Below are 23,894 nucleotides of genomic sequence, written 5' to 3'. Positions count from 1 at the left end.
CCTTTTCTTCTTCATTGGCATATCCATGACTTTTACACCTCATGATATGCCCCGCCCACGAAATCACGGATAGGCCCTGCTGGGCGGCGCTGCCGCGGTCGCCAGCGATCTTCGCCAGCTCTCCTGCAGCTTCGCGAGTCCGGCCGAGCACGTCGGCAAGCAGATCGACGGCGTCGCCGGTTGCCGGACTCCGGCCGAAGCGTCGGCACGCCAAGTGTCACGACAAGCGCGAAGACGTGCTTGCGCAGGCGGCAGCACCATCTATCCACGCCCAATCACAGGCGCCGCAAGCAGCGCCTGCGCGGTGCGCGTCGCCATCGGGTCGTCGGACTTGTACGCCGCCGCGTACGCATAGGTACGCCACGATGCATCGCCAAGCGCGTAAAGACATACGGCCGCGAGCGCCATGCCGCGCGACGACAGCGCGCCGTCGCGCTCCGCCCGGCGCAATTCGCTCAGCGCCTCGCCCCACGCGCGTGCACGCACATGCCACCAGGCCAGCACCTCGCGCACTTCGCCGTTCCCGGGACGCAGCACCGCCATCGCATCGAGCAGGTCCTGAACGTCCGAAAACGTATCGAGCGCCGCACCGGCCCACAGCACGTCCATCATCCCCGTAACGATCGCGTTGTCGCTCAACGTCTCGATCATGTTCTTCTCCAGGCTTTTTTTCAGACAGTCGCCATCGGCGAACGCATACATGCGCTCGCTCGCGCATTCAGCGCATTTCACTTGCCGCCCGCGAGCGCCCTCGCCTCGGCCGCGATGCCCACGAGCGACAGCTGATCGCGTACCTGATCGATGAAAATCGCCGCCATCAACGCGAGCATCAGGATCGTGAGCGCGCCTTTCACGGGCTGCGCCAGCGACGGCAGATCGAGCTTTTGCGATACCTTCCCGGTAAAGCCGAAGCCGATATCGATCAGCAGCAGCATCAGCATCATCGGCGTGGCCAGCTTCGCCACCGTCTCCATCAGCGAGTCGGTCTTCGTCAGCACGAACGATTCGAGCACCGATCCCCCGGCCGGCGTGAGGTTCGCGAGCGGCCACCAGGTATACGATTCGTAGATCGCGCCGAGCAGAAACGTCATGCCGCCCAGACACCAGAACGCCGCGATCGCGAACTGGCTCAGGAGCGTGGAAGTCAGCGACGTCTGCTGTCCCTGGCTCGGGTTCTGCATCTGCAGTTGATTGAAACCGGTCAGATCGTCGACGTACGTGCCGACGCTTTCGGCGGCCCAGAACACCGCCGACGCCGCGAAGCCGAGGCCGACGCCGATCAGCGCCTCCTTCAACCCGATGCCCACGAGCATCGTCGCATCCCCCTGCTCGAGCAGCCCGCGTTGCCCGTACGCGATGAAGCTGCCCCACAGCAGCGCGAGCGCGGTGCGCACGCGGCCTTGCACGACGTTGTCGGACGTCGGCGGAAAAATCATCATCAGTACCATCAGCCGTTCGCTGCAAAGGCCGAGCACGATCAGAAACCTGACCAGTTGATGGCTCGATTCGATCGATGCGAATGTAATCTCGCTCATTTCAGTCGCCTGTCGTTCAATGGATGCCGGCTTGCGAACGCGCTCGCCGCTTCAAAACGCCGGGCCGGGCCGGCGGCTCTCCGATGTTTCCTCATCCTGCGCGTCCTCGATCGCGAGCTCGATAGCCTTGACGAGCGTGTCGCGCCGCTTGTCGTAGATGTCGATGCGGGCACGGTTGCGCAAAATCTCCGTGCGCAGCGCACCGATCTGCGCGTCCTTCGCCGCCACCGCCTGCGCGGCCTGCGCCGCCTGGGCCTCGAGCATCGCGTGCTGCTCGGCCGCGTGCGAGCGGAATTCGCGCAGCTTCAGATACTCGTCCGCCCGGAACGAAACGCCGCCGAGCATCGCGTCGATCTTGCCGTCGTGCGCGGCGAGCTCGGCCGCATGCGCGCGCACCGCCGCGCGGCTTTCGTCCAGCGCGTCGATGAGCGCCTGCAGCTCGCCGCGCAAACCGCCGAGCGCCGCATTGAGCTTGCGATCGAGCTGGCGGCGACGCGACAGCACGCGCTCGAACGCGGCAACGCGGCGGTCTTTCATCGCTCGCCTCCGGCATCAGGACTGCACGATCTCGCCGAGGGCCGCGAGCGTGTCGCTCGGGTCGACGAGCAGATCGGTCGGCTGGCCGAGGAAAGCGCGAATCGCGTCGATCTTCGCAATGGCTTCGTCGGCAAGCGCATCGGTGCCGCTCTGATACTCGCCCACCTGCAGCAGCAATTCGACCTCCTTGTGCTTGGCCATCAGCCGCCGCACGTGTCCCGCCGCGGCCACGTGCTCGCGCGGCACCACCTGCGTCATCACGCGCGACAGACTGCCGAGCACGTCGATCGCCGGATAGCGGTTCTGTGCCGCAATCTCGCGCGAAAGAATCATGTGGCCGTCGAGAATGCCCCGTACTTCCTCGGCGATCGGGTCGCCGCCCGATTCGTCCTCGGCCAGCACGGTATAAAGCGCGGTGATCGAGCCGTGCTCCGAGCGGCCCGCGCGCTCCAGCAGCCGCGGCAGCTCCGCGAAGATCGACGGTGGAAAGCCGCGCCGCGTCGGCGGTTCGCCCATCGCCAGGCCGATTTCGCGCTGCGCGCGCGCAAAGCGCGTCAGCGAATCCATCATCAGCAGCACCCGCATGCCGCGGTCGCGGAAGTATTCGGCCACCGCCGTTGCCGCATAAGCGGCCTTCGCGCGCTCGATCGACGAGCGGTCCGACGTCGCGCAGACGACGACCGAGCGGGCCATGCCGTCGGGCCCGAGAATGTGCTCGCAAAATTCGCGCACCTCGCGGCCGCGCTCGCCGATCAACGCGATGACGTTGACGTCGCAGCGCGCCCCGCGCGCGAACATGCCCATCAACGTACTCTTGCCGACGCCGGCCGGCGCGAAGATGCCCATGCGCTGGCCCTCGGCCAGCGTCATCATGCCGTCGACGACGCGCACGCCGGTCGGCATCGGGGTATCGACGACGGGCCGCGACATCGGATCGGGCGGATCGGCGATGACGGGCTGCCACTCGTCGCATTCGAGCGGCCCCTTGCCGTCGATCGGCTCGCCCAGGCTGTCGATCACACGGCCGAGCAGGCGGGGGCCGATGCGCAGCGAAAGCGGACGCCGGAGTCCCACGACGCGGGTCGCCCGCGACACGCTGCCGAGCCGGCCGAACGGCGAGAGCAGCGCGACGTCGCGCGAGAAGCCGACCACCTCGGCACGCTGCAGCAACGCGCCTTCGGGCGACCGCAACTCGCATAGCTCGCCGAGCGTCGCGTCGAGCCCCGATACGCGTACGAGCGTGCCGATCACCTCCTGCACCTTCCCGCATGCCGCGGGTTGTGCACGGGCGCGCAATTCGCGCTCCATCGCATCCATCAGCGCCGAGAAGCCGCGTACGGCCTGTGGCTGCGCGATGCTCGCCCCGCTCGCTTCGTCGGTTTCGAAACCGTCCGCGCTGTCGATCATGGCGCTCCCTTCGTTGTCGTGTCTTCTTCCACATGCCGCGCGAACGCGGGTTCAGATGGACATCGCGTCGGCGTCGGCGTCGGCATACGCGGCATCGGCCCAACCGTCGTCGCGCAGGTCGCCCGCCGCTTGCAGGGCCGCGGCATCGTCTTGCCAACCGTCTTCGTCGCCGATGTTGCCGCCGCCGCCATCGTCAGCATCGCCGCCATCGTCCGCGCACGGATCCAGTTCCACCAGATCCTCACCTGCTCCGACGGCGCACTCGCCGATCGGCACGTCGGCATCGCCCGCGAAACCGACCGGCGCGTCGACGGCTCGTGCGTCATCCCCAGGCCGCGCATTCGGCGCGTCGCGCGGCGGGTCCTCCGCCACGCTTCGCACCGCGCGCGCCAGCGCGTCGCGCATCGCCGCCAGGTGCAACGACAGGCTCGCGTCGATCGCGCCGAGGTCGGTTTCGGCGACGCATGCGCCGGGCGTAAGCGTCGCGTCGGCCGTCACGCACAGCCGTACGGCGCGCCCGGCCTCGCGCCACGCCGCGGCCGCTTCGTCGAAGGCCGCGCTCGCCGCGGCCAGATCCGACGGATGAACCCGCAGATGAACGGGGCTGCCGTCGGCGACGATCCGCTCGACCGTCGCGGCCGCGCGCGCGAACAGCGCGTTGCGATCTACCGACGCAACGATCTGCTCGACCGCCAGCGTCACCAGCCCGGCGAGCCGGTCCTGCTGCCCCGGCGCGAGCCGGCACGCTTCGGCGTGCGCGGCCGCCGCGCGTTCGTGCCAATCGGTCAGCCCTCGCCGCAAGCCGTCGTCGTAGCCCCGCTCGGCCGCTTGCTCGAACTCGCGCATCGCACGCTCGACGAGCTCGTCCGCGCGGGCGCGGGCTTCGTCGAGCAGCATGCGGGCCTGGGTGCGCGCCGCGTCCAGCGCCTCGTCGCATTGCCGACGCATCTCGGCGTACGCCGCATCGATCTCGACGATCGTCGCGACGCGTTCATGACGCAGGACGTCGCCTTCGACGCCCACGCCGAGGTCCGTGCCTTCGGCCTGCGGATTGCGTAACCAGATCACCATGACCACTCCGGAAACAAGTCGGGCAGTTGCGAGACGATCGAAAGGCTCGGGCTCGAGCCCTCCGAACACGGTAGCGACAGCGGCAACGAAGCGGACGGCAACGCCGCGTCATCGTCGCGCGCGAGCATGGCCCACCGCATGATCGCGAGTGGGCCGTCCGGCGCCCATCGGCAGTCGCGCTCGAAAAGCCGAAAGCCGAGCCACGCGAGCGCATCGCCATCGGCGGCGTCGAGCGGCACCTGCATCACCGATGCCGCGTCGTGCGCGCGCGCGGCGAGCGAGCGCGCATCGCCCGCAAGCTCGCGCCCGCGCGCGAAGAGCAGCTTGACGCCGCGCGGCCCGATCCAGCCCGTCAACTTGTCGCGACGCGGCCGGTCGATCCAGGCGCGCAACGGCTCCGCGTGCTCCACGAGCGCGCGCAAGCGGAACACGGTCAGACAGTCGTGCGCCGGCAGCAAAGCAAGCGCCGTTTCCGGTGCGTTGAACGCGGCAAGCGGCGGCACCGGCATGCCCCATTCGTCGAGCAGCGCATCGGCAAGCGCCTCGGCCTGCGCGGGGCTGCATGCGCGGAGCCGGTCCGCGCAGGGCACGCGTGCAACGCACGCCGGATGCATCCAGTCGAACAGCGTACGCCGGCGCCGATGATAGGCGGCCAGTCTCGCCGCCACAGCCGCCGGCGTGTCGCCGTTCGGGGCGGCAACGCGGTCGGCGGCTGCGTCGTATGCATCGGCTGCGTCGTATGCGCTGATCATGTGCTCACCCTGCTTGCCATGCCGGCCATGCGATCGTTCGGATCGAACGTCATGCCGGCGCTTTCGCCGCACGCCCCGCCCGGCGCGCGAGCAGGCCCGCAAATCCGCCGCCCTTGAGCAGGTTGCCGCGCAAGAGCGCGAAACCGCCGGCGATCGTCAACAGCAGCACGCCGAGCGCGCCGCCCGCATAGACGACCCAGCCGTCCTGGCGGTGCGGGTGCGCAGGTGGATCCAGCGCATCGGCCGGCACGCTCGTCACGCTCACCTGATCGTAGGTCAGCCCTTCTATGCTGTGCACGACCAGATTCTTGATCGCCGGCGTCATCCGCTCGAGATTCGCGTCAGGCCGGTACTTGATAAAGACCGACGCGGACGACGGCTTGACCGACTGTGCGAGCGGATCGTTGTTCGGCAGCACGATCTGCACGCGCGCCACGACGACGCCGTCGATCTTCGACAACGTGTCGTCGAGTTCCTGCGACAAACCGTAAATGAAGCGCACGCGCTCCTCGGTCGGCGTGGAAACGAGCCCGTCCTTCTTGAACAGCGAGCCGAGGTCGTCGAATTTCTTGCGCGGCAGGCCGCGTGCGCGCAGCACTTCCACGGCATGCACGATCTGCTTTTCGTCGACGCCGACCGACCAGGTCTTGCCGCCGTCCGGCGTGCTCTTTTGCGCGTCGACGCCGGACATCAGCAGCGCGGCCACCATTTCGTTGCAGTCGCTTTCGGTCAGTTGCCCGTAGAGCTCCTGCTTGCAGGCCGCGAGCGACAGCACGAGCGCCGCGACCGCGACGAGCCGCCATGCGGCGGGCAGCCTCGAAGGCACGAGGTTCGGTTTCATGTCACTGGTTCTTCATGAGCGTCTGCACGGCGTCCTTCGACGACTGCACGGTCGCCATCTTCACCTGCAGATCGGCGTTCAGGCTCGCGATCTCGAGCTGGATGGTCATGTCGGCGGCGGCAAGGCGCTCCATCGACAGCGCGCTCATGTGCTGAGTCATATAGAGCACGTCGTTCGGCACCTGCCGGTAATAGTCCGCCTGTTCCTCGACCGCTTTCGTCACGAGGTCCGCGCGCTCGGTCGGGTGGACGGTTGCCGCATGCTGCGGCGCCGAAGCCATCATCGCGCGGAATTTGTCGACGAGCGGCTGCGATACCGCGTCCGCATTCGGCGTCGCGGGCGTCGTGCCGGTGACGCGGGCCAGTTCGTACTGGAGTTGCGATGCAGTCGTGATGCTCATTTCGTTTCTCCTGGTAGGGGCAACAGGCTCAGACACGCATGTACTGCATCGTCAGCAGCATGTCGCTGGATGAGGACGACGGCGTCGCGACCGCTTCGCCGTCTTCGGCATGCGCTCCGTTCTCGAACGCGAGCGCGGAATCCGGCGCAACGAAGCGGCCCGTGCGCTTCGCGGTCGCGACCGCCTGCTTCAGTTCCTCGCTCGCGAGCAGAACCTTCGCGAGCCGTTCAACCTCTTCGTTGCCGCCTTCCTCGAGCAGGTGTCGGGCCTCCTCCTGCCAGCCGAACTCCTGACGGGCCTTCAGGCACTGCAGCAACATTCCCTTGCTGGCCGGCAGGCAGACCGAGCGCTCGACCAGATTGCGAAAGAGCCATTCGGCCTCGCTCCATTCCTCGCGCACCATATGCAGCCAGCCGTCGAAAAACGCGAATTCGGCGGAATCCGGGCGCAGCAGATGCAGCACTTCGACGACGTGCTCGAGATCGTCGATATCGACTTGCTGCGGCGTGCCTGCGCGGGCCAATGCCACCCTGACCAGGTCGACGATCGCGCCGACGACTCCCGACGGGCACTGCGGCCGATCCTTCAGAACGTCCATCCTTTCCCCCAAGGAAATCAGATTCGATCCGATGGGCCGCACCGATGAGGCGCGGCCTTCCGTTGACGCCAAGTTACGCAATACGACGGGCGCGCCACGTGCCGGGCACGAAGTCGTACAACGAATTGCGAAGCGCCACATGCGACGGGCGGCGGTCCGTGCCGCTGTCGCGGACGGCTTCGCTCGCGCGCGCCGCCGCGCGGGTCGCCTTGCTCACGCGGCGTGCGCCCGAGCGACGCGCCATCGCGCCGCCTCGCTTCGCAGCCCTTGTCCTTGCTTCGCATCGCCATCGCGCCGGATACAGCGGCGCCGCTAACGTTGCATCGGGGCGCCCAATCCCGGGTGCGCGCCTGCGACAAGCGAAGGACAGCCGTCATGAGCGACGAGAAAACCGAAGAGCCCACACACAAGAAGCTGGACAAAGTCCGCGAGGAAGGCCAGGTCGCGAAGAGCGCCGACGTCGTCGAAGTCGCATCGCTCGGCTCGATCGTGCTCGTGCTGACGGCGGGCCAGCACTATCTGGCCGACACGCTGCGCGCGATCGTCAAGGAGGCGGTCGATTTCACGCACGGCGCGCGCGAGTTGCAGGACCTCTGGACCGTCCTCGTTCATATCGGCGTGCAGGCGCTCGGTCTGCTGTGCGGGATCGCGGCCGTCGCGCTCGTCGCCGCGATCGTCGCGCTCGCTCCGCAGACGGGATTCAAGATTTCGCTGAAAGCCGTCATGCCGAAGCTTGCATCGGTCAGCCCCGGGTCCGGCTTTCAGCGCATCTTCTCGATGAACTCGGCCATCGACCTCGCGAAGATGGTCGGCAAGGCCGCGATTCTCGTCGCCGTCATGTGGCAGACGATCAAAAGCGCGATGCCCGTGGTGGCGAGCGCGCTCGATCAATCGGTACCGCAGTTGATCGGCGTGCTGTGGTCCGTGCTCATGCATGTGGTCGCGGTCGCGCTCGGCGTGTTCGTCGTCATCGGCGCGTTCGACTACAAGCTGCAGAAGTGGCTCTTCATCCGCAAGAACCGGATGTCGAAAGACGAGGTGAAGCGCGAGCACAAGGAGAGCGAAGGCAACCCCGAACTCAAGGGCGAGCGCAAGCGCATGGCCAGGGAGATGTCGCAGGAAGGCCCGAAAGGCGGCGTCGCGCGCGCGAACGTCGTCGTGGTCAACCCGGTTCACTACGCGGTCGCGCTGCGCTACGACCCGGCGGAATTTCCGCTGCCGGTCGTCCTCGCCAAGGGCCTCGACGAGCAGGCGCTGCGGCTGCGCCAGCAGGCGATGCACGCGCACGTGCCGATCGTCGCGAACCCGCCGGTCGCGCGCATGCTGCACAAGGTGCCGCTCAATCAGCCGATTCCCGAAGAACTGTTCGAAGTCGTCGCCGCGATTCTTCGCTGGGTGGACGGCCTCGCGCCTCAAACCGCCATCACGGAGTAGTGGACATGTTGAAGACCATGAAACTGCCCGGCATCGGCGAGGCCGGCATCGCCGTCCTGCTGATCGCGATCGTCTCGCTGATGATCCTGCCGCTGCCCCCCGCGATCATCGACGGGCTGCTCGCGATCAACATCACGATCAGCATCACGCTGCTCATGGTGACGATGTACGTGGGCCATATCGCCACGCTGTCGGCGTTCCCGTCCGTGCTGCTCTTCACGACGCTTTTCCGGCTCTCGCTGAATATCGCGTCGACGAAGTCGATTCTGCTGCACGCCGATGCCGGCGAAATCATCGAAAGCTTCGGCCAGCTCGTCGTGGGCGGCAATCTCGTCGTCGGCCTTGTCGTGTTCGTCATCATCTCCGTCGTGCAGTTCATCGTGATCGCCAAGGGCTCGGAGCGCGTCGCCGAAGTGGGAGCCCGCTTCACGCTCGATGCGCTGCCCGGCAAGCAGATGAGCATCGACGCCGACTTGCGCGCGAACATCCTGACGCCCGACGAGGCCCGCAGGAAACGCGCCAGGCTCGCGATCGAAAGCCAGCTGCATGGCGGCATGGACGGCGCGATGAAGTTCGTGAAAGGCGACGCGATCGCCGGCCTCATGATCACGATGATCAACATCGTCGCGGGCATCGCCGTGGGCGTCGCCTATCACGGCATGTCGGCCGGCGAGGCGGCCAACCGCTTCTCGGTCCTCTCGATCGGCGACGCCATGGTCTCGCAGATTCCGTCGCTGCTGATCTCGGTGGCCGCGGGCGTCATGATCACGCGCGTGGACGAAGGCGGCGACCATGGAAACTCGTCCCTCGGCGAAGACATCAGGCGCCAGTTCACGAGCAGCTCGCGCGCGCTGTACTTCGCCGCGCTGCTGCTGCTCGGCTTCGCCGCCGTGCCCGGTTTTCCGGCGGCGCTCTTCGCGCTGCTCGCCGCGCTGCTCGGCTTCGTCGGCTACCGTCTGCAGAAAAAGCAGGATGGTCCGGCCAAAGGCGCCGGCAAGCCCGTCGGGGCACTGCAGCGCGCCGGCGCCAAGGGCGACGCGCCGTCGATCCTGCCACGCCCGCCGCAGTTCACCTGCCCGCTCGGCGTGCGCCTCGCAGCCGATGTCGGCGCGCGTCTCGCGGCCGATGCCCTCGACCGCGCGTTCGACGCACAGCGCCATGCGCTGCAATCGGAAGTCGGCCTGCCGTTCCCCGGCATCATGATGTGGACCGACGGCACGCTGCCCGAAGACAGTTACGAAGTGCTCATCTTCGACGTGCCGCAAGGGCGCACCACGCTCGCCGAAACGCGCGCGGTACACGCGGCGGCCGACGGCGGCGCCGCGGGCGCGCCTGCCGCCGCGGCGACACCGGAGGCATTGATTGCACGCCACACGATCGACCTGCTGCGGCGCAATGCTCATCTCTTTCTCGGCATTCAGGAAGCGCAGTGGATGCTCGATCAGCTCAACGAGGACTACCCGGGACTCGTCGCCGAAGTACAAAAGGCACTGCCGCTGCAGAAGATGGCGGACGTGCTGCGCCGGCTGCTGGAGGAAGACGTGCCCGTGCGCAATATCCGCAGCATCACCGAAAGCCTGATCGTCTGGGGACCGAAGGAGAAGGACATGCTGATGTTGACCGAATACATCCGCATGGAGCTCGGCCGGCTCATCGCGTATCGCGCGACGGGCGGCGCGCGGGATTTGCCGGTCGTACTCGTCGACGTTCAGGTCGAGCAGCACATCCGCCAGTCGATCAAACAGACGCCCACGGGCAACTTCCTCGCGCTGCCGCCCGACGAAATCGCCCGGCTCGTCGGCAAGATCGCCGAGATCGTCGGCGATACGCCGCGGCAGCCGCTGGCGCTCGTCGCGTCGATGGACATCCGGCGCTACATCAAGCGCATGATCGAGGCGCGGCTGCCCTGGCTGCCCGTGTATTCGTACCAGGAGCTCGGCGCGCATGTCGATCTGCAGCCCGTCGGCCGCCTGGCGCTGTGATCGAGCGAGCCGCGCCATGCATTCGTCCGCCCTTCATCGCGCCCGCGTCATCGCAGCGCCGACCACGCACACCGACCGCGCACCCGAGATGCCGGCCGCGCAGCTGAGCCGCCAGGCCGCCCTTTTTCAGCGCCTGCGCGAAGGCGTGCGCGCCGACGCATCGGAAACGTCCGGCGACGAGCCGCCATGCGCGGCACCGGCCGAGCCTCCATTCGCGGAGCAAGCCGATCCGCTCTATCCGGTCGCCGGGTTCGCCGCGAACGAACATCGCGACGATGCCGGCAGCGGCGAGCGCGACGACGATGCACCGGCCGGCTCCGGCGACGAGCGCGACGACGCTGCCGCGCATGCTCGTTCGGCCGCGCCGGTGCCCGCTCCGGTACCGGCGACGATTCATCCGCCGATGCAGTCGACGATGCACGTGCCGGTGCATTCGGCCATGCATGCGCTCATGCATGTGCCGGCATATTCGACGATACCCGCACCGACGCCGATGCCGGCGCGCGGCGCGGCGCCGCTTTCATCGCAGAGGCCGCCCGACGCCCGACCGTCGATGCCCGCTGCGCCACGCACGCCGCGCGTACAAGCCGCGCGCGAGCCGCAACGCCCCGAAGCAGGCGGCACGCGCGCGGTGGTCGCCGTGCGGGCACCGGCGCGCACGGGCCAGGACATGAACCGGTTCATCGATTCGATCGTCGCCGAGGCGTCGGACTTCTGTGCCAATCCGATCGTGTTCGAAAGCGGCGACTGGCAGATCACGATTCCCATCGATCCGGCGCTGCTGCCGGGCTGCACGTTGAACCTCGCGCTTTCGCATTTCCAATTGACGCTTCGCTTCGACACCACGGACGCACGCTCGCGCGAACTAATCTCACAGCATGCGGCGACGTTGCGCACGAGCGTCGAAGAAGTGATGCAAAGCCGCTTCGATGGCGCGCGCAGCGTCGAGATCATCGTCACGTAAAACCAATATGGATACCACACGAACGCTACTGACAGACCACGTTGCGGCGGCCGCCCAGGCGCCGGCGGTGGCCGTTCTGCTCGATCCCGCGCGGCTGCCCGCGCTTGCGGCCGCCACCGCGCGGCAGCATCGGCTCGCCGTCGACGAGCGCCTGAGCGCACTGCTCGCTCACGCGCTCGGCGTCTCGGCCTTCAGCGTCGGCGCGCACGATTTCGTGGAGCCGGAGCGCGCCGCCGTCGTGCGCCTGCGCTGGGGCATGGAGACGGCCGCGGTGCGCATCGACGTCGGACAGCACACGGGGCTCGCGAGCGTCGTCGCGTCGGACGAGCCCGTCAACGCGCGCTTGCGCCATGCCGTGTGCGCCATCCTGCTCGATCCGCTGCGGCGCGCGCTGCAAGCGCTCGGCTTCGACGGCGTGGAGGTCGTCTCGCTCGAACGTGCCGCGCGTCAGCCGCTGAGCGAGCCTTGCTGCGCGCTGTCGCTGCGCGTGGGCGATAGCCGCTTCGATGCGGTTGTCGAGCACATCGACAGCGGCTGGCTCGACGCGCTCGAAACGCTCGTGGCGCGGCAATGCACGCCGTTCGCCACCCACGTCAGCGAGATCGCCGTACCGGGCCGGCTGCAGATCGGCGAGAAAACGATGAACGTGACGACGCTCGATTCGCTGCGCGCGGGGGACGTCATCTTGCGTGCCGTACCCGAAGCCACCCGCGCGCTCTTCGCGCGCGAGCGCCCATCCGCCCCGATGCAAGTCGTCTGGGGCCGCTACGGGACGCGGCAACTGCGCGCCGTGGCAGACGTCACCCACCATCTGATGACCCTGAACGAGGACCCCACCATGAGTCATGACACGCAGTTCAACGCGCCGCTTACCGATTCGATCGACACGCCCGTCGAAATCAGCCAGCTGGACCTGCCGCTGAAGCTCGAGATCGACACGGTCTCGATGCCGGTCGCCCAGCTCTCGGCGCTGCGCGCGGGCTACGTGCTCGAGCTTCCGACCGCGCTGCCCGATGCGCGCGTGCGGCTCGTCACCTACGGGCAGACGATCGGCTTCGGCGAACTCGTGAGCGTCGGCGATCATCTCGGCGTGCGTCTCGTTCAGCTGTCGCGCGGCCATGGTTCAGTTTAGCGATCTCACCGGGCTGCTGATCACCGTCGTCGCGATCAGCCTGATCCCGTTCGTCGCGATGGTCGCGACCTCGTACGCGAAGATCGTGGTCGTGCTCGGGCTGCTGCGCAACGCGCTCGGCGTGCAGCAGGTGCCGCCGAACATGGTGCTCAACGGCATCGCGGTCCTCGTCTCCGCTTACGTGATGGCGCCGATCGGCATGCAGGCCATGCAAACCATGCAGACGATGCACCGCACCCCCGGCAGCGACACGTCGCTCGTCGTGCTCGATGCGTTCGATGCGGCAAAGGAGCCGTTTCGCGCGTTTCTGAAGAAGCACGCGCACGAGCGCGAAAAGCGGTTCTTCGTGCGCTCGGCGACCGTGGTCTGGCCGAAGGACATGGCGGCGAAGATCCGCGAGGACGACCTCATCGTCCTCGCCCCGGCCTTCACGCTGACCGAGATGGCCGACGCCTTCAAGATCGGCTTTCTGCTGTACATCGCATTCATCGTCGTCGATCTCGTCATCGCGAACGTGCTGATGGCGATGGGCCTGAATCAGGTCCAGCCGACGAACGTCGCGATTCCGTTCAAGCTGCTCTTGTTCGTCGTGATGAGCGGCTGGTCCACATTGATTCACGGTCTTGTCATGACCTATCGCTGAGGCACGCCATGGAAACCGATACGCTCGTTCGCATCACGTCGCAGGGCCTGCTGCTCTGCCTGTCCGTCTCGATGCCGGTGGTGGCCGTCGCCGCGCTCTCCGGCCTAGCGATTTCGTTCGTGCAGGCGATCACGTCGATGCAGGACCAAAGCATTTCGTACGCGGTGAAGCTCGTGGCCGTCGTGGCCACCGTGCTGATGATCGGCGCCTGGGGTGCCGCCGCGATCCTGCGCTTCGCCAATCAGATCGTCACGCTCGCGGTGCCGTCATGAATTCGCCGATCCGCAACCACCACGGCCACCACGCCGCCGATCTCGCGCAGCAGGCGCAGGCCGGCGCCGAGCACATGGGGCAGATGACCGAGGCGCGCGGCTTCGCGGGCGTGAAGGTGCAGCACACGAAGATGCAGCGCGCGCGCATGCAGCACAACAAGATGCTCGCCGCCGCTTTCTATCGCGGCAAGCGTTTTGCCGAAGGCATGCACAAGCCGCCGCCCCCTTCCGCGCAAAAGCTGATGCGGCAGCTCGGCCAACGGCCGCGGCCGGCGGGCTCGGCGAAGGCGCAGGGCAAGGAGGCATCGGCTCACGAACGGCCGGACGGTCAGCACGCGCTCGAGCCGGGGCACGAGCACGAACACCCGCACGAGCACGAACGCAAGCACGAGCAGGGTCAGCAGCAAAAGCACGGACAACAGCAAAAGCGCGAGCGCGATCAGCAACACGGCGACGCGCAGCAACAGCATCGCAACGGTCATGGGCACGATCGCGGCTCGAATCAGCAGCGCGACGAGCAGGGACAGCAGAGCGCGCCGCGCGACGGGCAGCCTCGGCGCGACGGCCGTCAGTCCGGCGAAGGCCGCGACAAGCCGCGCAAGTTCGCGATCGGCAAGGCGGGCCGCGCCAAGGCCGCCGCGCGCAGCCAGCCGCTCGCGGCCACGATGCAGCTGCTCGCGACGCAAAAGCTCGGTGCGCCGGACTTGCCGGCCGAACTCGCGGCGGCGTGCGCGAAGGAGGTGCTGCGGCTTGCCGCGCAGATCGAGCTGGGGCCTTTGCTGGCCGTGCCGATGCTGCTCGCGATGCGCTCGCCGATGGCGCTCCGGCGCAATGCTGCCCGGCTTCACGCGCACCGCCATGCGGCACTGATGCAAAGCGCGGCGACCCCGGGCAAGGCCGCCGCGGTCGCGGGGCTTCTCGGCGTATCGCTCGACAACACGCTCGCACGCCAGAGCGCGGGCGTCGAATACTCGTACGACGATCAATCGATCGCGGCAGTGAAGCAGCGGATTCTCGACACGCAAGCCGCGCTGCCGGCCGGCACGGCACCGGCCGGTGCCGCCGTCATGGGCGGCGCGACGGGCGGCGCGGTCGGCGGTCGACCCGTCGCCGCGCGGCAAGGAGCGGACGACCCCACGGCCGGCGCTTCGGATAAGACGCTCGAAGTTCGCATGGCGCCGGCTGCGCAAACGGCAAAACCCTAAACTGATTTTGACGGTCAACGCCCGGCGGCCCGATGCGAGAAGCAGCGGAACGCCGGAACGGCGACCGGCAAGAGCAACCGCATGACCCATGGCACGACCTACGTCGGATACACGGATACCACGATCATGAAAGCGCTTCGAGTACTGACCGGCACCCACGCCGGAGCCCAGGTCCGGCTCACGAGCGGCACCTACCGGATCGGCGCCACCGAGCACGCGGATGTCTGCATCAGCGACTGGACGGTCGAGGACATCGAGCTTTGCGTGGGCGACGACGGCGTGGCGCGGATCCGCTCGGCGAACGGCGACGAGGTGCTCGTGGCGGATTTCGTTGCCGTGCCGTTCGGCGACGTCGTGTTTTGCGTCGGCCCCGATGGCGAAGCCTGGCCTCGCGATCTCGATTTGCTGGCGGGCCTCTGGAAGACGGCCGAGCCGCCTGCCGCCGGCACCGCGGCGGAGGCCGACGCGGATAGCGGCGCGCCGGATCGGGATTCGGCCCACGCGGACGAAGCCGGCGCCGGCCATGCGCCGGCCGCTTCGCCCAAGGTGCGCTGGCGCACGGCGGTGCTGGCGCTCGCCTGCACCGCCGCGATCGGCGGCATCGCGGTGGCCGGCGTGATGTTCGCGGGCACGCAGTCGAGCGAAGCGGCGAGCGTGAGGTTCGACGCCGACGCGCTCGCACGGCAGCTGCAGGAGGCCCTGCACCGCGAAGGCCTCGGCGATCTGCAGGCCATCGCACGCAAGGACAGTGTGGCGGTGCGCGGCATCGTGACGAGCACCGACGAAAGCGCGAAGGCGCAGCGAATCATGGACAGCCTCGCGCGCGGCAAGGTGCGGCGCGAATACGACGTCGCGCAGCAGGACGTGGACAACATCCAGCAGTCGCTCGCCGGCACGGGCGCGGCAGTGAGTTACCAGGGCCACGGCGTCTTCCGTGTGAGCGGCAGCGTGCAGTCGATGACGACCTTCCGCACGCTGATAGCAGGGATCAGGGCCGACCTCGGCGACAACGTCAAGCGCGTCGACGTCGATGTCAAGGAAGCACAGGCGCTCGCGCCCGATGTCGAATACACGGCGGTGATCGCCACGGGCGGGCTGCGTTACATCGAGACGCCCGACGGCACGAAGCATCTGTTCGCGAGCAGCAAGGACGAAGCAAACAATTGACCTCGACCATCAAAGGAACCGACATGTACGACGCATTGTTTCCCATCGCGGAGGATCTGAACGCGCTGGATGCCACGCTCTCGGCGCCCGACGGCGCGCAACGGGTCGCGCGCATCGCGGCGGCCTTCGACGAAACCGCGCGCCGGATCAGTACGGCCACGCAGTCCGCAGCCGACGAGCGCGAGCGGCTCGATCTGCAAAAGCTCTATCGCGGGATGATCGCGGCGCGCCGCATCGTGCTCACGCTGCAGGAGCGCCACAGCGCCCGTGGCGCGGCGCTTTGACGGCATCCGCGGCGATACGGCAGACGGTCAAGCAGTTTGCAGTTGCAGCACCCGGCTGCGCGTCAGCCGGTCCGGACCGGCGGCCACCACGGCCAACGGTCTTTTACCGAAGCATCAGGCGTCAACCACCAGCAGTGCTTTTTCCATCACTTTCTTGATAAGGGGAATACATCATGTCTTCATCGATCGGAAGCTCGGGCGTCTCGCAAGCCGGTTCGCAAAACGCCGACATGGTCGGCCAGATGCAGGCCATGGCCAACCAGAACAACGCGATGACGATGGCCGCCATGCAGATCAACATGCAGCAGCAGGAAACGTCGGCGCTCGCTTCCGTCGGCAACAACGGCGCGAAGAACATCGCCGACGCCGCGAAGGGCCAGTAAGCCGCTCGCGTTGCCGCGGTCCGTTCGAGCGAGGGGCACGAAAGCGGAAAGCCCGGCTTTCCGGCTACGTGCCCCCGCTTTTTTGCAACCGGGCCGCCATATTTTCGCCGGAGATTGCCGCCCATGAGCAGGGAACGTTTCGTCGAGTTGATTCACGAGGTCTGCGCGGTGGTCGGGCTGCCCGACGCCGAGTATGTCGTCGACACGCAAACGCTCGAGATCGAAGGGTTCGACGTCCATCTCGACCACCACGAGACCGACCCCGATTCGGTCTATGTCAGCTTTCATTACGGCGCCGTCACGCCCGGCCGGTCGCTCGTCATTTTCCGGCTCATGCTCGAGGCCAACCTGCTCATCTACGCGCAGGACCAGGCGCAACTGTGCCTCGAGTCCGATACGGGCAACGTCGTGCTGCTCGTCCATCTGCCGATGGGCCCGACGATCACCGGCGATTATCTCGCCGATCTCTTCTCGCACTACGCCGAGCACGGCCGCTACTGGCAAAACAACATCCTCGAGTCGCCCGACGAAATGTTCGAGGGCATCGCGTCGGGCAACTTCATGTGGCTGCGGGCGTAAGCCCGGCGGGCGCACGCGCGCGCCGGGCAACGGGCGCATCCGCGCGCGCGTCGATGCGTGACCGGCCATCGCATCCGTTCGTACACCGCACGTAGCTTTACACTCGCGCCATCGCGGGCGCTCGCCCGATCGGCGCTATGCGGCCACGCGCGGTATCAGCAAGACGAGGCGGCGGCGCATGCGCCCCTCTCCCGCCCTGCCGGAATCGGTCTCGTCCGCGCGACGCGCGATATCGCCCTTGTGCGGCGCCGGACCCTCGATGACGAGGCACTCGCCCGGCTCGAGGCTTTCGTCGACGGCCCGATAGCGGCGCGCATCGCGGCGCCCCAGTTCCACGCGCAAGCCGATCCGCGGCATCGACGCGGCGCCTTCGACCGTCGGTGCAATCGACAGCCAGAGATCGCCGGCGCCGTCATCGGGCAGGTCATCCTCGTCGCGGCGTGCGAGACGTGCCTCGTGGCGGTCGATGACGGCCGGCGAGCGGTCGTGCGTGAGCGCCGTTTGCGACACCTGGATGTCGGCGCGGCCGCTCCTGGCCAATGCCTTGAGCTGCGCGAGCAGCGCGCGGCCGCCGTCGGGCGCGATACCTGCATCGCGGTGCCCGCGCGCGTCCGCCGCCTGGTCCGTGCCTGCTCCGTCGGCCATGGCCGGCGGCAGCGCGGGCCGCAACGCGTCGAGCGCGTCGCCGTCGACATCCACCACCCACGTCTGGACCGATACGAGCTGCGCACGCACGTCCAGGCTCGCGACGAGCGCGCCGTCGGCATCGATGCGCTCGGCCCGATCGCGTATCAGGATGGAATTCGTGGTTGCATCCGCTTCGATCGCCGGCAACGCCGCATCGAACTCGACGATCCGCGGTGCATCGGAAACGGCGGCGCGGCTCGCAACGGCCGGGCGCTCGAAACGGCGCCGCAACAGCGTGGCCACACCGGGCACGACGAGCGTGCGGCCATCGACCACACGCGTTTCGTCGGCGGCATTCGCGGCATTCAGGCGAAACACCCGCACGGACAAGCGCACGCGCTTTCGCGCGTCGCGCTCGAAGCGCTCGGCCGCGGCACGAATACGCTCGACGTAGGTCGCCGGCCCGCGCACGTTCACCGTTTGCGCGGAAGCATCCACCTCCAGCGGGAAGTGCGTATCGGCAAGACCCGCCTGCTCGAGCGACGCACGCAGCGCTTTCGCGGAAAGGAAGTGAGGCCGGATGGCGATATGCGCCTGCTCGTTCGCGGGCGACACATGCAGCACCGCACCGTCGTAGTACCAGACGAATCCGTACGAACGGCTCATGACATCGAGAAAGCGCTGCGGCGGCATCGCGAAACGGCCGCTCACGACGCCGTCCACCTGACCATCGATGCGCAGCGCAACGTGCTGCCCCGCTGCGAAGGCATTCAGGACCTCCGAGAGGCCCGCGCCGTTCGTCACGTACACGAAGCGGGTGCCGGGGCCGCCGGCCCATTCCATGCTCGCCGCGTGCGCATGCACGGCGGCCGCGCATGCGAACGCAGCGACGGCGCCGCGCGCGAGCGCTCGCATCCGTGCCGCGCTCATGCGGCGCCTTCCGGCGACGCACCGGCGCCCGACGCACCGGCGCCCGACTGATCCGTATCCGGCTTGAGGATCAGGCGGTAGCCCGTCGCATAGACCGATTGCACGGTCCAGCCGACGCCGGCCGCCTTCAGGCTCGCACGCAGGCGGCTCACGTACATGTCGACGGAGCGGCTTTGCACGGCCGCGTCCCAGCCCCAGACCACGCTCATCAGATCCTGCCTCAGCACGACCGCGCCCATGTGCCGAGCGAGATGCCACAGAATGTCGAACTCCTTGGTGCCGAGCTTGTGCGCGACGCCCGCCACCACGAGCGAGCGCGCCTGTTGATCGAGCGCGCACTCGCCGTCGACGAACATCTTGCGGCCCTGCACGTTCATCGGCGCGAAGCGCCGCAGCAGCGCGCGCATGCGCGCGAGCAGCACCTGCCTGTCGTACGGCTTCACGAGATAGTCGTCGGCGCCCGCATCGAGTATGCGCACGATGTCGGACTCCGCCGAGTGCACGGTCTGAAAAATCACGGGCATGATCGATTGCGAGCGGCTGCGGATCTTTTGCAGCAGCTTGTCGCCGGAAACGCCCGGCAGATCCCAGTCGAGAATCGCGAGATCGGCCCACTGCTCCGACAGAAACTGCTGTGCGTCGAGCCCGCTGTGAAAAGCGTCGACGTGGTAGCCCTCGCTCTTGAGCCAGGAATGGACGAGCGCGTGGTGCGCGACGTCGTCCTCGACGAACAGAATGCGTACGGGTTTGCCTGCAAGCGATTTCATGTGAACCTTTGGTTCTGACGGCCGCGCGGGAGCCGGCGAGCGGCCCGCGCAGCGCGTGCCAAACGAATACGGGCCGCGCTCCGGCGCCTCACTCGCGGCGCGCCGCGCGCAACGCGCGGTCGGCATCGACGAGCGATGTCGCATGCGGCTTCGCGGCGACAGGATTGAGGCACGGCAGACGCAGCACGAACGTGGTACCGCCTTGTCCGTTGAGCTCGGCGTAAAGCGCGCCGCCGTGCATGCCGACGATCTGCACGGCGAGCTTGAGCCCGAGACCGAAGCCCGTTGCCGTTCGCTTGCCGAGCTTCTCGAAGTCGGTCAGCCGCTCGCCCTCGACGAGACCCGGCAGCCCGCCCGCGCGATCGTCGACGACCACCTCGGCGAAACCGTCGGCCTGCCGGATCGACACCGTCACCGCCTCGCCGCGCGGCGACGCGCGAACGGCATTGTCGATCACGTTCTGGACCGCGCGCGCCACGAAGTTGCGCATGCCGCTCACCCAGAGCGGCGCGCTGTCGGGCAGCCACAAGTGTAGCGCGACGCCGCAATAGACGGCGGTGACCTCCAGCTGCGAGATGATCTGGCGCAGCGTCGCGCGCAGATCGAACCGCTTGAAGTCGCGCGCCTGCAAATGCTCGGTCACCGACGAGAAGATGAACTGCTCGCCGAGCGACAGCACGTACTGCGCGAGCGACGTGATCTGCTGCATGCCGCCGCAGCGTTCGAACGCGTCGGGGTCGCTCGCATCGAGCTGCGTGAGCGCGCTGATCGAATTCAGCGGCGAGCGCAGATCGTGCAGCAAAAAGCGCAGCGACATCGCCCGCTCGTCGAGCGAGCGCGCGAACGGCGTCACGTCCGTCACGGCGATGACGGATTCGCCCGCCCCCGCACCGGCGGGACCCGCCTGGATCCAGAACGTCGAATCGTCCACGCGTACCTCGCGGCCCGCTTCGAGATCGCGCAGCCGCGGCACGTCCGTCATCTCGAAGCGCTCGCTCAGCGCCACGCTGAAATCGACGCCCGCGGGCAGCGCCATCGCGAGCATCTCGAGCGCGCGTGCGTTCGCATGAACGACCGCGCCCGCGCGATCGAGCACGATCACCCCGCACGGCAGCCCGCTCAGCGTGCCGCGCAGGCGGCGCGCGTCGTCGTCGGACAGACGGCGATCGGCGGCACCCGCGCCGCATGCGTCGACGGGCAGGCCCGATTGAGCGGGCCGCGACTCGGACTGCGTCCCGGGCTGCGCGCCGGGCAGCGCATGCGGCTGAGTATCGGATTCGTTCACATGGCCTCCTGCATTCCCCGGTGCGGGCGGTTGCGTTGAATCACGGCGAGATGACGCGCGGCGACAGCAGGAAGAGCCGCTCCATGTGGCTCTTCTGGCGGTTGTCGGTCCTGAACAGCGCGCCGATCAACGGAATCTTCGAGAGGCCGGGCACCCCGGTCACGCCCATCGTCGCGCTGTCCGCGCGATAGCCGGCGATGAGCAGCGCCTGCCCCTCCTCGATGAACGCCTGCGTATTGATCGTGCTGTTCTGGATCACCGGCAGGTTGCTGACCGTCTGATCGGTGAGCTGGCCGTCCTGAATCGCCACGTCGAGCTTGATGCGCGTGCGCCCGTCCTCCTCCACGACCATCGGCAGCACACGCAGCGAGATGCCCGTCGACACGCTGTACAGATCGCCCGACGTGTATCCCGACACCGGCACGAAAAACTGCGTCTGGTTGTCCATCACGGCCTCGATGTTGTTGAGCGTGACGACCTTCGGGCTCGCGTCGATCTTGGCGGCCTTCGTCTGCTGCAGCGCCGAGATGCGTGCCATCAGATAGCGGCCGGCGTCGCCGAGCACGGCGGCCACCGATGCGCCCACCGGCGTTGCGGCCGCGAGCACGTTGCCCGGCAGCGCCGTCTGGCCGAAGTTCTGCGACAGCGTGCCGTTGTAGGTGCTCTGCGCGAGCGTGCCGGTACCGGTCTGCACGTCGATGTGGCTGTTGTGCGCGGTCCAGTCGACGCCGAGCTGATGCAGCGCGTCGTCGTCGATCTCGATGATGTGCGCCTCGATCTCGATCAGTTGCGGTTTGACGTCGAGGCGCTCGATCAGTTTGCCGTACTGATCCATCCGGTCGGCCGTATCGCGAATCACGACGGAGTTCGTGCGCTGGTCCGCGACGATGACGGGCAGTTGATCGTCGCTCGCCGGCGCGGTGCTCGTACTCTGCGGCGGCGGCGGCTCGCCCACCGCCGCCGCCACGGCCGGCGAAGGCTGGCCGGTGAGCCCGGCGAACATCCCCTTGCCGGCCGCGCCGGACGGCACCGGCGGCGGAATGTACGGGCCGTTGTAGGCATTGCCGTTCACGTCGTTGATCGGCGTGTTGCGCTTCACGCCGCTCGCCGCGCGGCCGCCCGCGCCGTCGCCGCGCTTGTCGGCGGCGTTGGCCGTGCGCGGGTGGTAGATGCCGTTGAGCACGGTCACCACGCCCTGCAGCGTGACCTGCTGGCCGTCGACGGGCACCGTGCGGTCGTGCGCCCACGCGTGATAGAGCGGAAAGACCCGTACCTGCGTGCCGCTTCGATGCGCCGCGTTGTTGTCGAGCCGCGAGGCCACGTTCGTCACCATCTGCACGTAGCGAGGCGGCCCGCTCACGAGCGCCGTGCCCTGCGCGCTGTCGTAGACGATCGGAAAGCGGTCGTCGGCGATGCGCAGGCGAATGAGCGCATCGCGCAGCGCGCCCGTATCGGCCGAATCGAGCTTCACGAGCGTGCTCTGCAGCTCGGCGGCCGTCGTGATGTCGAGCACTTCGCCGTCGTAGTACCACACGAAGCCGAACGACGACGCGAGCGTATCGAGAAAGCGCCGCGGCGGCAGATGGAACTTGCCGCTCACGGTGCCGCTCACGTCGGCGGCGATGCGCGTGGGAATGCCCTGGCTCGCGCCGAAGTCGCGCAGCACGTCCTTGATGTCCTTGCCCTGCGCTTCGTAATCGACGATCGACGACTTCCAGCGCACGGCCGCCGCCTCGGCAGCGGGGGCCGTCGCCCCGAATGCGAGCGCGGCGGCGAGGGCCACGGTGCCCAGTCGGCGAGCCCAGTTCATGACGCGCCGCCCGCGATGAAGCGTACGCAGCGACGCCCGGTGCTTGTCCGACACATCGACAAAGTTTTCATGTAAGTTCCGACTATCTTTCATAGGAAGGGCATTGACGATGAACGCTCCGAGTCACGAACGTCGCGACCTGACGCGCGAGATTCTCGAATTGATCGACCTGCGGCAGACTTTCACCGACATCCATATCGAGCAGGACCGGCCGATCATGATCAAGGCGCCGCGCGGCTGGCTCGCCGTCGGCGAGGAGCCCGTGCTCCACGACGAAATGCTGCCCACGCTGGCCTCGATCGAACCGGACTGGGAGGCGCTGCTTCAGCACGGCGCGATCGATCGTCCGTTCGTGCTCACGCGCTGCCGCCTTCGCTGCAACATCTACCGCACGAATGGCGGCCGCAAGCTCGTCATCTCGATCCGGCGCCTGCCGCTGCAGCCGCTCGCACTCGACAAGCTCGGCCTGCCCGCCTACGTGCGCTCGATGATCGACAGCGCGAAGGGGCTGATCCTCGTGACGGGCCCGACCGGCTCGGGAAAGACGACGACGATCGCGTCGCTGCTCGACCACATCAACCGCACGCGCAACAGCCACATCGTCACGATCGAAGAGCCGATCGAATACGAACTCGAGGGCCGCACGTCGATCGTGTCGCAGCGGCAAGTGCCCACCGACACGCCGAGCTTCTCGGCCGGCCTGCGCGAGGCGCTGCGGCAAAAACCCGACGTCATCATGGTCGGCGAGGTGCGCGACCCCGAGACGGCGGAGACGGCACTGCAGGCCGGCGAATCGGGCCACCTCGTGCTCGCGACGATGCACACGGGCAGCGCGATCGGCACGCTCACGCGGCTGCTGTCGTTTTTTCCGGCCGAGCAGCGCGAGCGCTATGCGGCCGCGCTCGCGAACTGCCTGATCGGCGTGATCTGCCAATGCCTGGTGCCGACGGAGGACGGCGAGAACTTCGTGCTCGCGAGCGAACTGCTCTTCAACAACAATCAGCAGATCAGCGGCCTGCTGACCGATCCGGGCAAGCTGCCGTACCTGGCCGAGTTCATGAAGCGCAAGGAAGACAACATGTCGCGCATGCTCAACGATCACCTGTTCAGCCTCGTATCGAAGCGGCAATGCCTGCCGCGCGACGTGCTGCGCGCGACCTACAACCGGCTCGAGCTGCACGAGATGCTGCAGACGCTCGCGCCGCACTGAGCCCGCGCGAACGCGTTGGCGGCGCAATGGCGCCGCTTTCACCGGTCGCGCCGTGCGCGGCGGTGCTGCGAAGGTATGC

Annotated in this window: 25 protein-coding genes; 12 read left to right on the top strand and 13 right to left on the bottom strand. The window is 67.8% G+C overall.

Features of this window, described 5'->3' with window-relative positions:
* Window positions 1-261: 261 nt before the first annotated feature.
* Genes BUB20358_RS02960 through BUB20358_RS02920 form a run of 9 tightly spaced genes read right to left on the bottom strand, consistent with a single transcriptional unit; the run spans window position 262 to window position 7,282 of the window.
* On the bottom strand, window positions 262-702 hold the full coding sequence (locus BUB20358_RS02960; RefSeq protein WP_223296972.1) for an HrpB1 family type III secretion system apparatus protein: 441 nt from the start codon (window positions 700-702) through the stop codon (window positions 262-264).
* Window positions 703-728: 26 nt separating this feature from the next.
* Entirely contained in the window at window positions 729-1,535 is an 807-nt protein-coding gene (gene sctT, locus BUB20358_RS02955; protein ID WP_035973788.1) for a type III secretion system export apparatus subunit SctT, read from the bottom strand.
* Between the two features lie 51 nt (window positions 1,536-1,586).
* Entirely contained in the window at window positions 1,587-2,072 is a 486-nt protein-coding gene (locus BUB20358_RS02950; protein WP_006765612.1) for a type III secretion system protein, read from the bottom strand.
* A gap of 15 nt (window positions 2,073-2,087) precedes the next feature.
* Complete coding sequence (gene sctN / locus BUB20358_RS02945; RefSeq protein ID WP_006765611.1) at window positions 2,088-3,479, bottom strand: type III secretion system ATPase SctN; 1,392 nt, start codon at window positions 3,477-3,479, stop codon at window positions 2,088-2,090.
* A gap of 51 nt (window positions 3,480-3,530) precedes the next feature.
* A complete protein-coding gene (sctL, locus tag BUB20358_RS02940) occupies window positions 3,531-4,550 on the bottom strand; it encodes a type III secretion system stator protein SctL (RefSeq protein ID WP_035973786.1) in 1,020 nt (339 codons plus the stop codon).
* The gene (locus BUB20358_RS02935) at window positions 4,544-5,302 is read right to left on the bottom strand and encodes a type III secretion protein HrpB4 (protein WP_035973784.1); all 759 of its coding nucleotides are present in this window, start codon (window positions 5,300-5,302) and stop codon (window positions 4,544-4,546) included. The genes sctL and BUB20358_RS02935 overlap by 7 nt, the downstream gene beginning before the upstream one ends.
* 49 nt (window positions 5,303-5,351) lie before the next feature.
* Window positions 5,352-6,143: a type III secretion system inner membrane ring lipoprotein SctJ gene (sctJ, locus tag BUB20358_RS02930; RefSeq protein WP_006765608.1), complete on the bottom strand. Its 792-nt coding sequence runs from the start codon at window positions 6,141-6,143 to the stop codon at window positions 5,352-5,354.
* A 1-nt stretch (window position 6,144) separates the two neighbouring features.
* The gene (locus BUB20358_RS02925) at window positions 6,145-6,543 is read right to left on the bottom strand and encodes a serine kinase (protein ID WP_035973776.1); all 399 of its coding nucleotides are present in this window, start codon (window positions 6,541-6,543) and stop codon (window positions 6,145-6,147) included.
* A 28-nt stretch (window positions 6,544-6,571) separates the two neighbouring features.
* On the bottom strand, window positions 6,572-7,282 hold the full coding sequence (locus BUB20358_RS02920; RefSeq protein ID WP_223296971.1) for an HrpB1 family type III secretion system apparatus protein: 711 nt from the start codon (window positions 7,280-7,282) through the stop codon (window positions 6,572-6,574).
* 234 nt (window positions 7,283-7,516) lie between these two features.
* Here BUB20358_RS02920 and sctU point away from each other — a divergent pair, with 234 nt between their 5' ends.
* From sctU to BUB20358_RS02865, 11 genes are all read left to right on the top strand, one after another.
* Window positions 7,517-8,575 carry a type III secretion system export apparatus subunit SctU gene (sctU, locus tag BUB20358_RS02915; protein WP_035973772.1) on the top strand — a complete coding sequence of 353 codons (1,059 nt, stop codon included), beginning with the start codon at window positions 7,517-7,519 and terminating at the stop codon, window positions 8,573-8,575.
* 5 nt (window positions 8,576-8,580) lie between these two features.
* Window positions 8,581-10,557, top strand: a complete 1,977-nt coding sequence (locus tag BUB20358_RS02910) for an FHIPEP family type III secretion protein (RefSeq protein WP_006765604.1) — start codon at window positions 8,581-8,583, stop codon at window positions 10,555-10,557.
* 16 nt (window positions 10,558-10,573) lie between these two features.
* Window positions 10,574-11,521, top strand: a complete 948-nt coding sequence (sctP, locus tag BUB20358_RS02905; RefSeq protein WP_006765603.1) for a type III secretion system protein SctP — start codon at window positions 10,574-10,576, stop codon at window positions 11,519-11,521.
* 7 nt (window positions 11,522-11,528) lie between these two features.
* Window positions 11,529-12,653: a type III secretion system cytoplasmic ring protein SctQ gene (gene sctQ / locus BUB20358_RS02900; RefSeq protein WP_035973770.1), complete on the top strand. Its 1,125-nt coding sequence runs from the start codon at window positions 11,529-11,531 to the stop codon at window positions 12,651-12,653.
* Complete coding sequence (gene sctR, locus BUB20358_RS02895; RefSeq protein ID WP_006750699.1) at window positions 12,640-13,296, top strand: type III secretion system export apparatus subunit SctR; 657 nt, start codon at window positions 12,640-12,642, stop codon at window positions 13,294-13,296. The genes sctQ and sctR overlap by 14 nt, the downstream gene beginning before the upstream one ends.
* A gap of 8 nt (window positions 13,297-13,304) precedes the next feature.
* The gene (gene sctS, locus BUB20358_RS02890) at window positions 13,305-13,568 is read left to right on the top strand and encodes a type III secretion system export apparatus subunit SctS (RefSeq protein WP_006765601.1); all 264 of its coding nucleotides are present in this window, start codon (window positions 13,305-13,307) and stop codon (window positions 13,566-13,568) included.
* Window positions 13,565-14,773: a hypothetical protein gene (locus BUB20358_RS02885; protein WP_006765600.1), complete on the top strand. Its 1,209-nt coding sequence runs from the start codon at window positions 13,565-13,567 to the stop codon at window positions 14,771-14,773. Before sctS ends, BUB20358_RS02885 begins: the two co-directional genes overlap by 4 nt.
* Before the next feature lie 81 nt (window positions 14,774-14,854).
* Window positions 14,855-15,940: an HrpD5 family protein gene (hrpD5, locus tag BUB20358_RS02880; RefSeq protein WP_006765599.1), complete on the top strand. Its 1,086-nt coding sequence runs from the start codon at window positions 14,855-14,857 to the stop codon at window positions 15,938-15,940.
* Window positions 15,937-16,224 carry a type III secretion system protein gene (locus BUB20358_RS02875; protein WP_223296970.1) on the top strand — a complete coding sequence of 96 codons (288 nt, stop codon included), beginning with the start codon at window positions 15,937-15,939 and terminating at the stop codon, window positions 16,222-16,224. Before hrpD5 ends, BUB20358_RS02875 begins: the two co-directional genes overlap by 4 nt.
* A 173-nt stretch (window positions 16,225-16,397) precedes the next feature.
* A complete protein-coding gene (locus BUB20358_RS02870; protein WP_006765597.1) occupies window positions 16,398-16,607 on the top strand; it encodes a hypothetical protein in 210 nt (69 codons plus the stop codon).
* A gap of 123 nt (window positions 16,608-16,730) precedes the next feature.
* A complete protein-coding gene (locus BUB20358_RS02865; RefSeq protein ID WP_006765596.1) occupies window positions 16,731-17,186 on the top strand; it encodes a CesT family type III secretion system chaperone in 456 nt (151 codons plus the stop codon).
* A 135-nt stretch (window positions 17,187-17,321) separates the two neighbouring features.
* On the opposite strand, the gene BUB20358_RS02860 is transcribed toward BUB20358_RS02865, so the two are convergent.
* From BUB20358_RS02860 to sctC, 4 genes are all read right to left on the bottom strand, one after another.
* Window positions 17,322-18,656 (bottom strand): secretin N-terminal domain-containing protein, encoded by a 1,335-nt coding sequence (locus tag BUB20358_RS02860; RefSeq protein WP_223296969.1) that lies wholly within the window; start codon window positions 18,654-18,656, stop codon window positions 17,322-17,324.
* An 83-nt stretch (window positions 18,657-18,739) separates the two neighbouring features.
* Entirely contained in the window at window positions 18,740-19,510 is a 771-nt protein-coding gene (locus BUB20358_RS02855) for a response regulator transcription factor (RefSeq protein ID WP_035973762.1), read from the bottom strand.
* Window positions 19,511-19,598: 88 nt separating this feature from the next.
* Entirely contained in the window at window positions 19,599-20,795 is a 1,197-nt protein-coding gene (locus BUB20358_RS02850; RefSeq protein WP_006765594.1) for a sensor histidine kinase, read from the bottom strand.
* Window positions 20,796-20,835: 40 nt separating this feature from the next.
* Complete coding sequence (gene sctC / locus BUB20358_RS02845) at window positions 20,836-22,605, bottom strand: type III secretion system outer membrane ring subunit SctC (RefSeq protein ID WP_035975141.1); 1,770 nt, start codon at window positions 22,603-22,605, stop codon at window positions 20,836-20,838.
* A 103-nt stretch (window positions 22,606-22,708) separates the two neighbouring features.
* On the opposite strand from sctC, the gene BUB20358_RS02840 reads away from it, so the two are divergent.
* Window positions 22,709-23,815, top strand: a complete 1,107-nt coding sequence (locus BUB20358_RS02840; RefSeq protein WP_371128409.1) for a type IV pilus twitching motility protein PilT — start codon at window positions 22,709-22,711, stop codon at window positions 23,813-23,815.
* The last annotated feature ends 79 nt before the right edge of the window (window positions 23,816-23,894 follow it).

This window comes from Burkholderia dolosa (genome assembly GCF_902499135.1).
Lineage (GTDB): Bacteria > Pseudomonadota > Gammaproteobacteria > Burkholderiales > Burkholderiaceae > Burkholderia > Burkholderia dolosa.
Note: the sequence above shows the minus strand (reverse complement) of the source record. Positions and strands in the feature narration are given on the sequence as shown.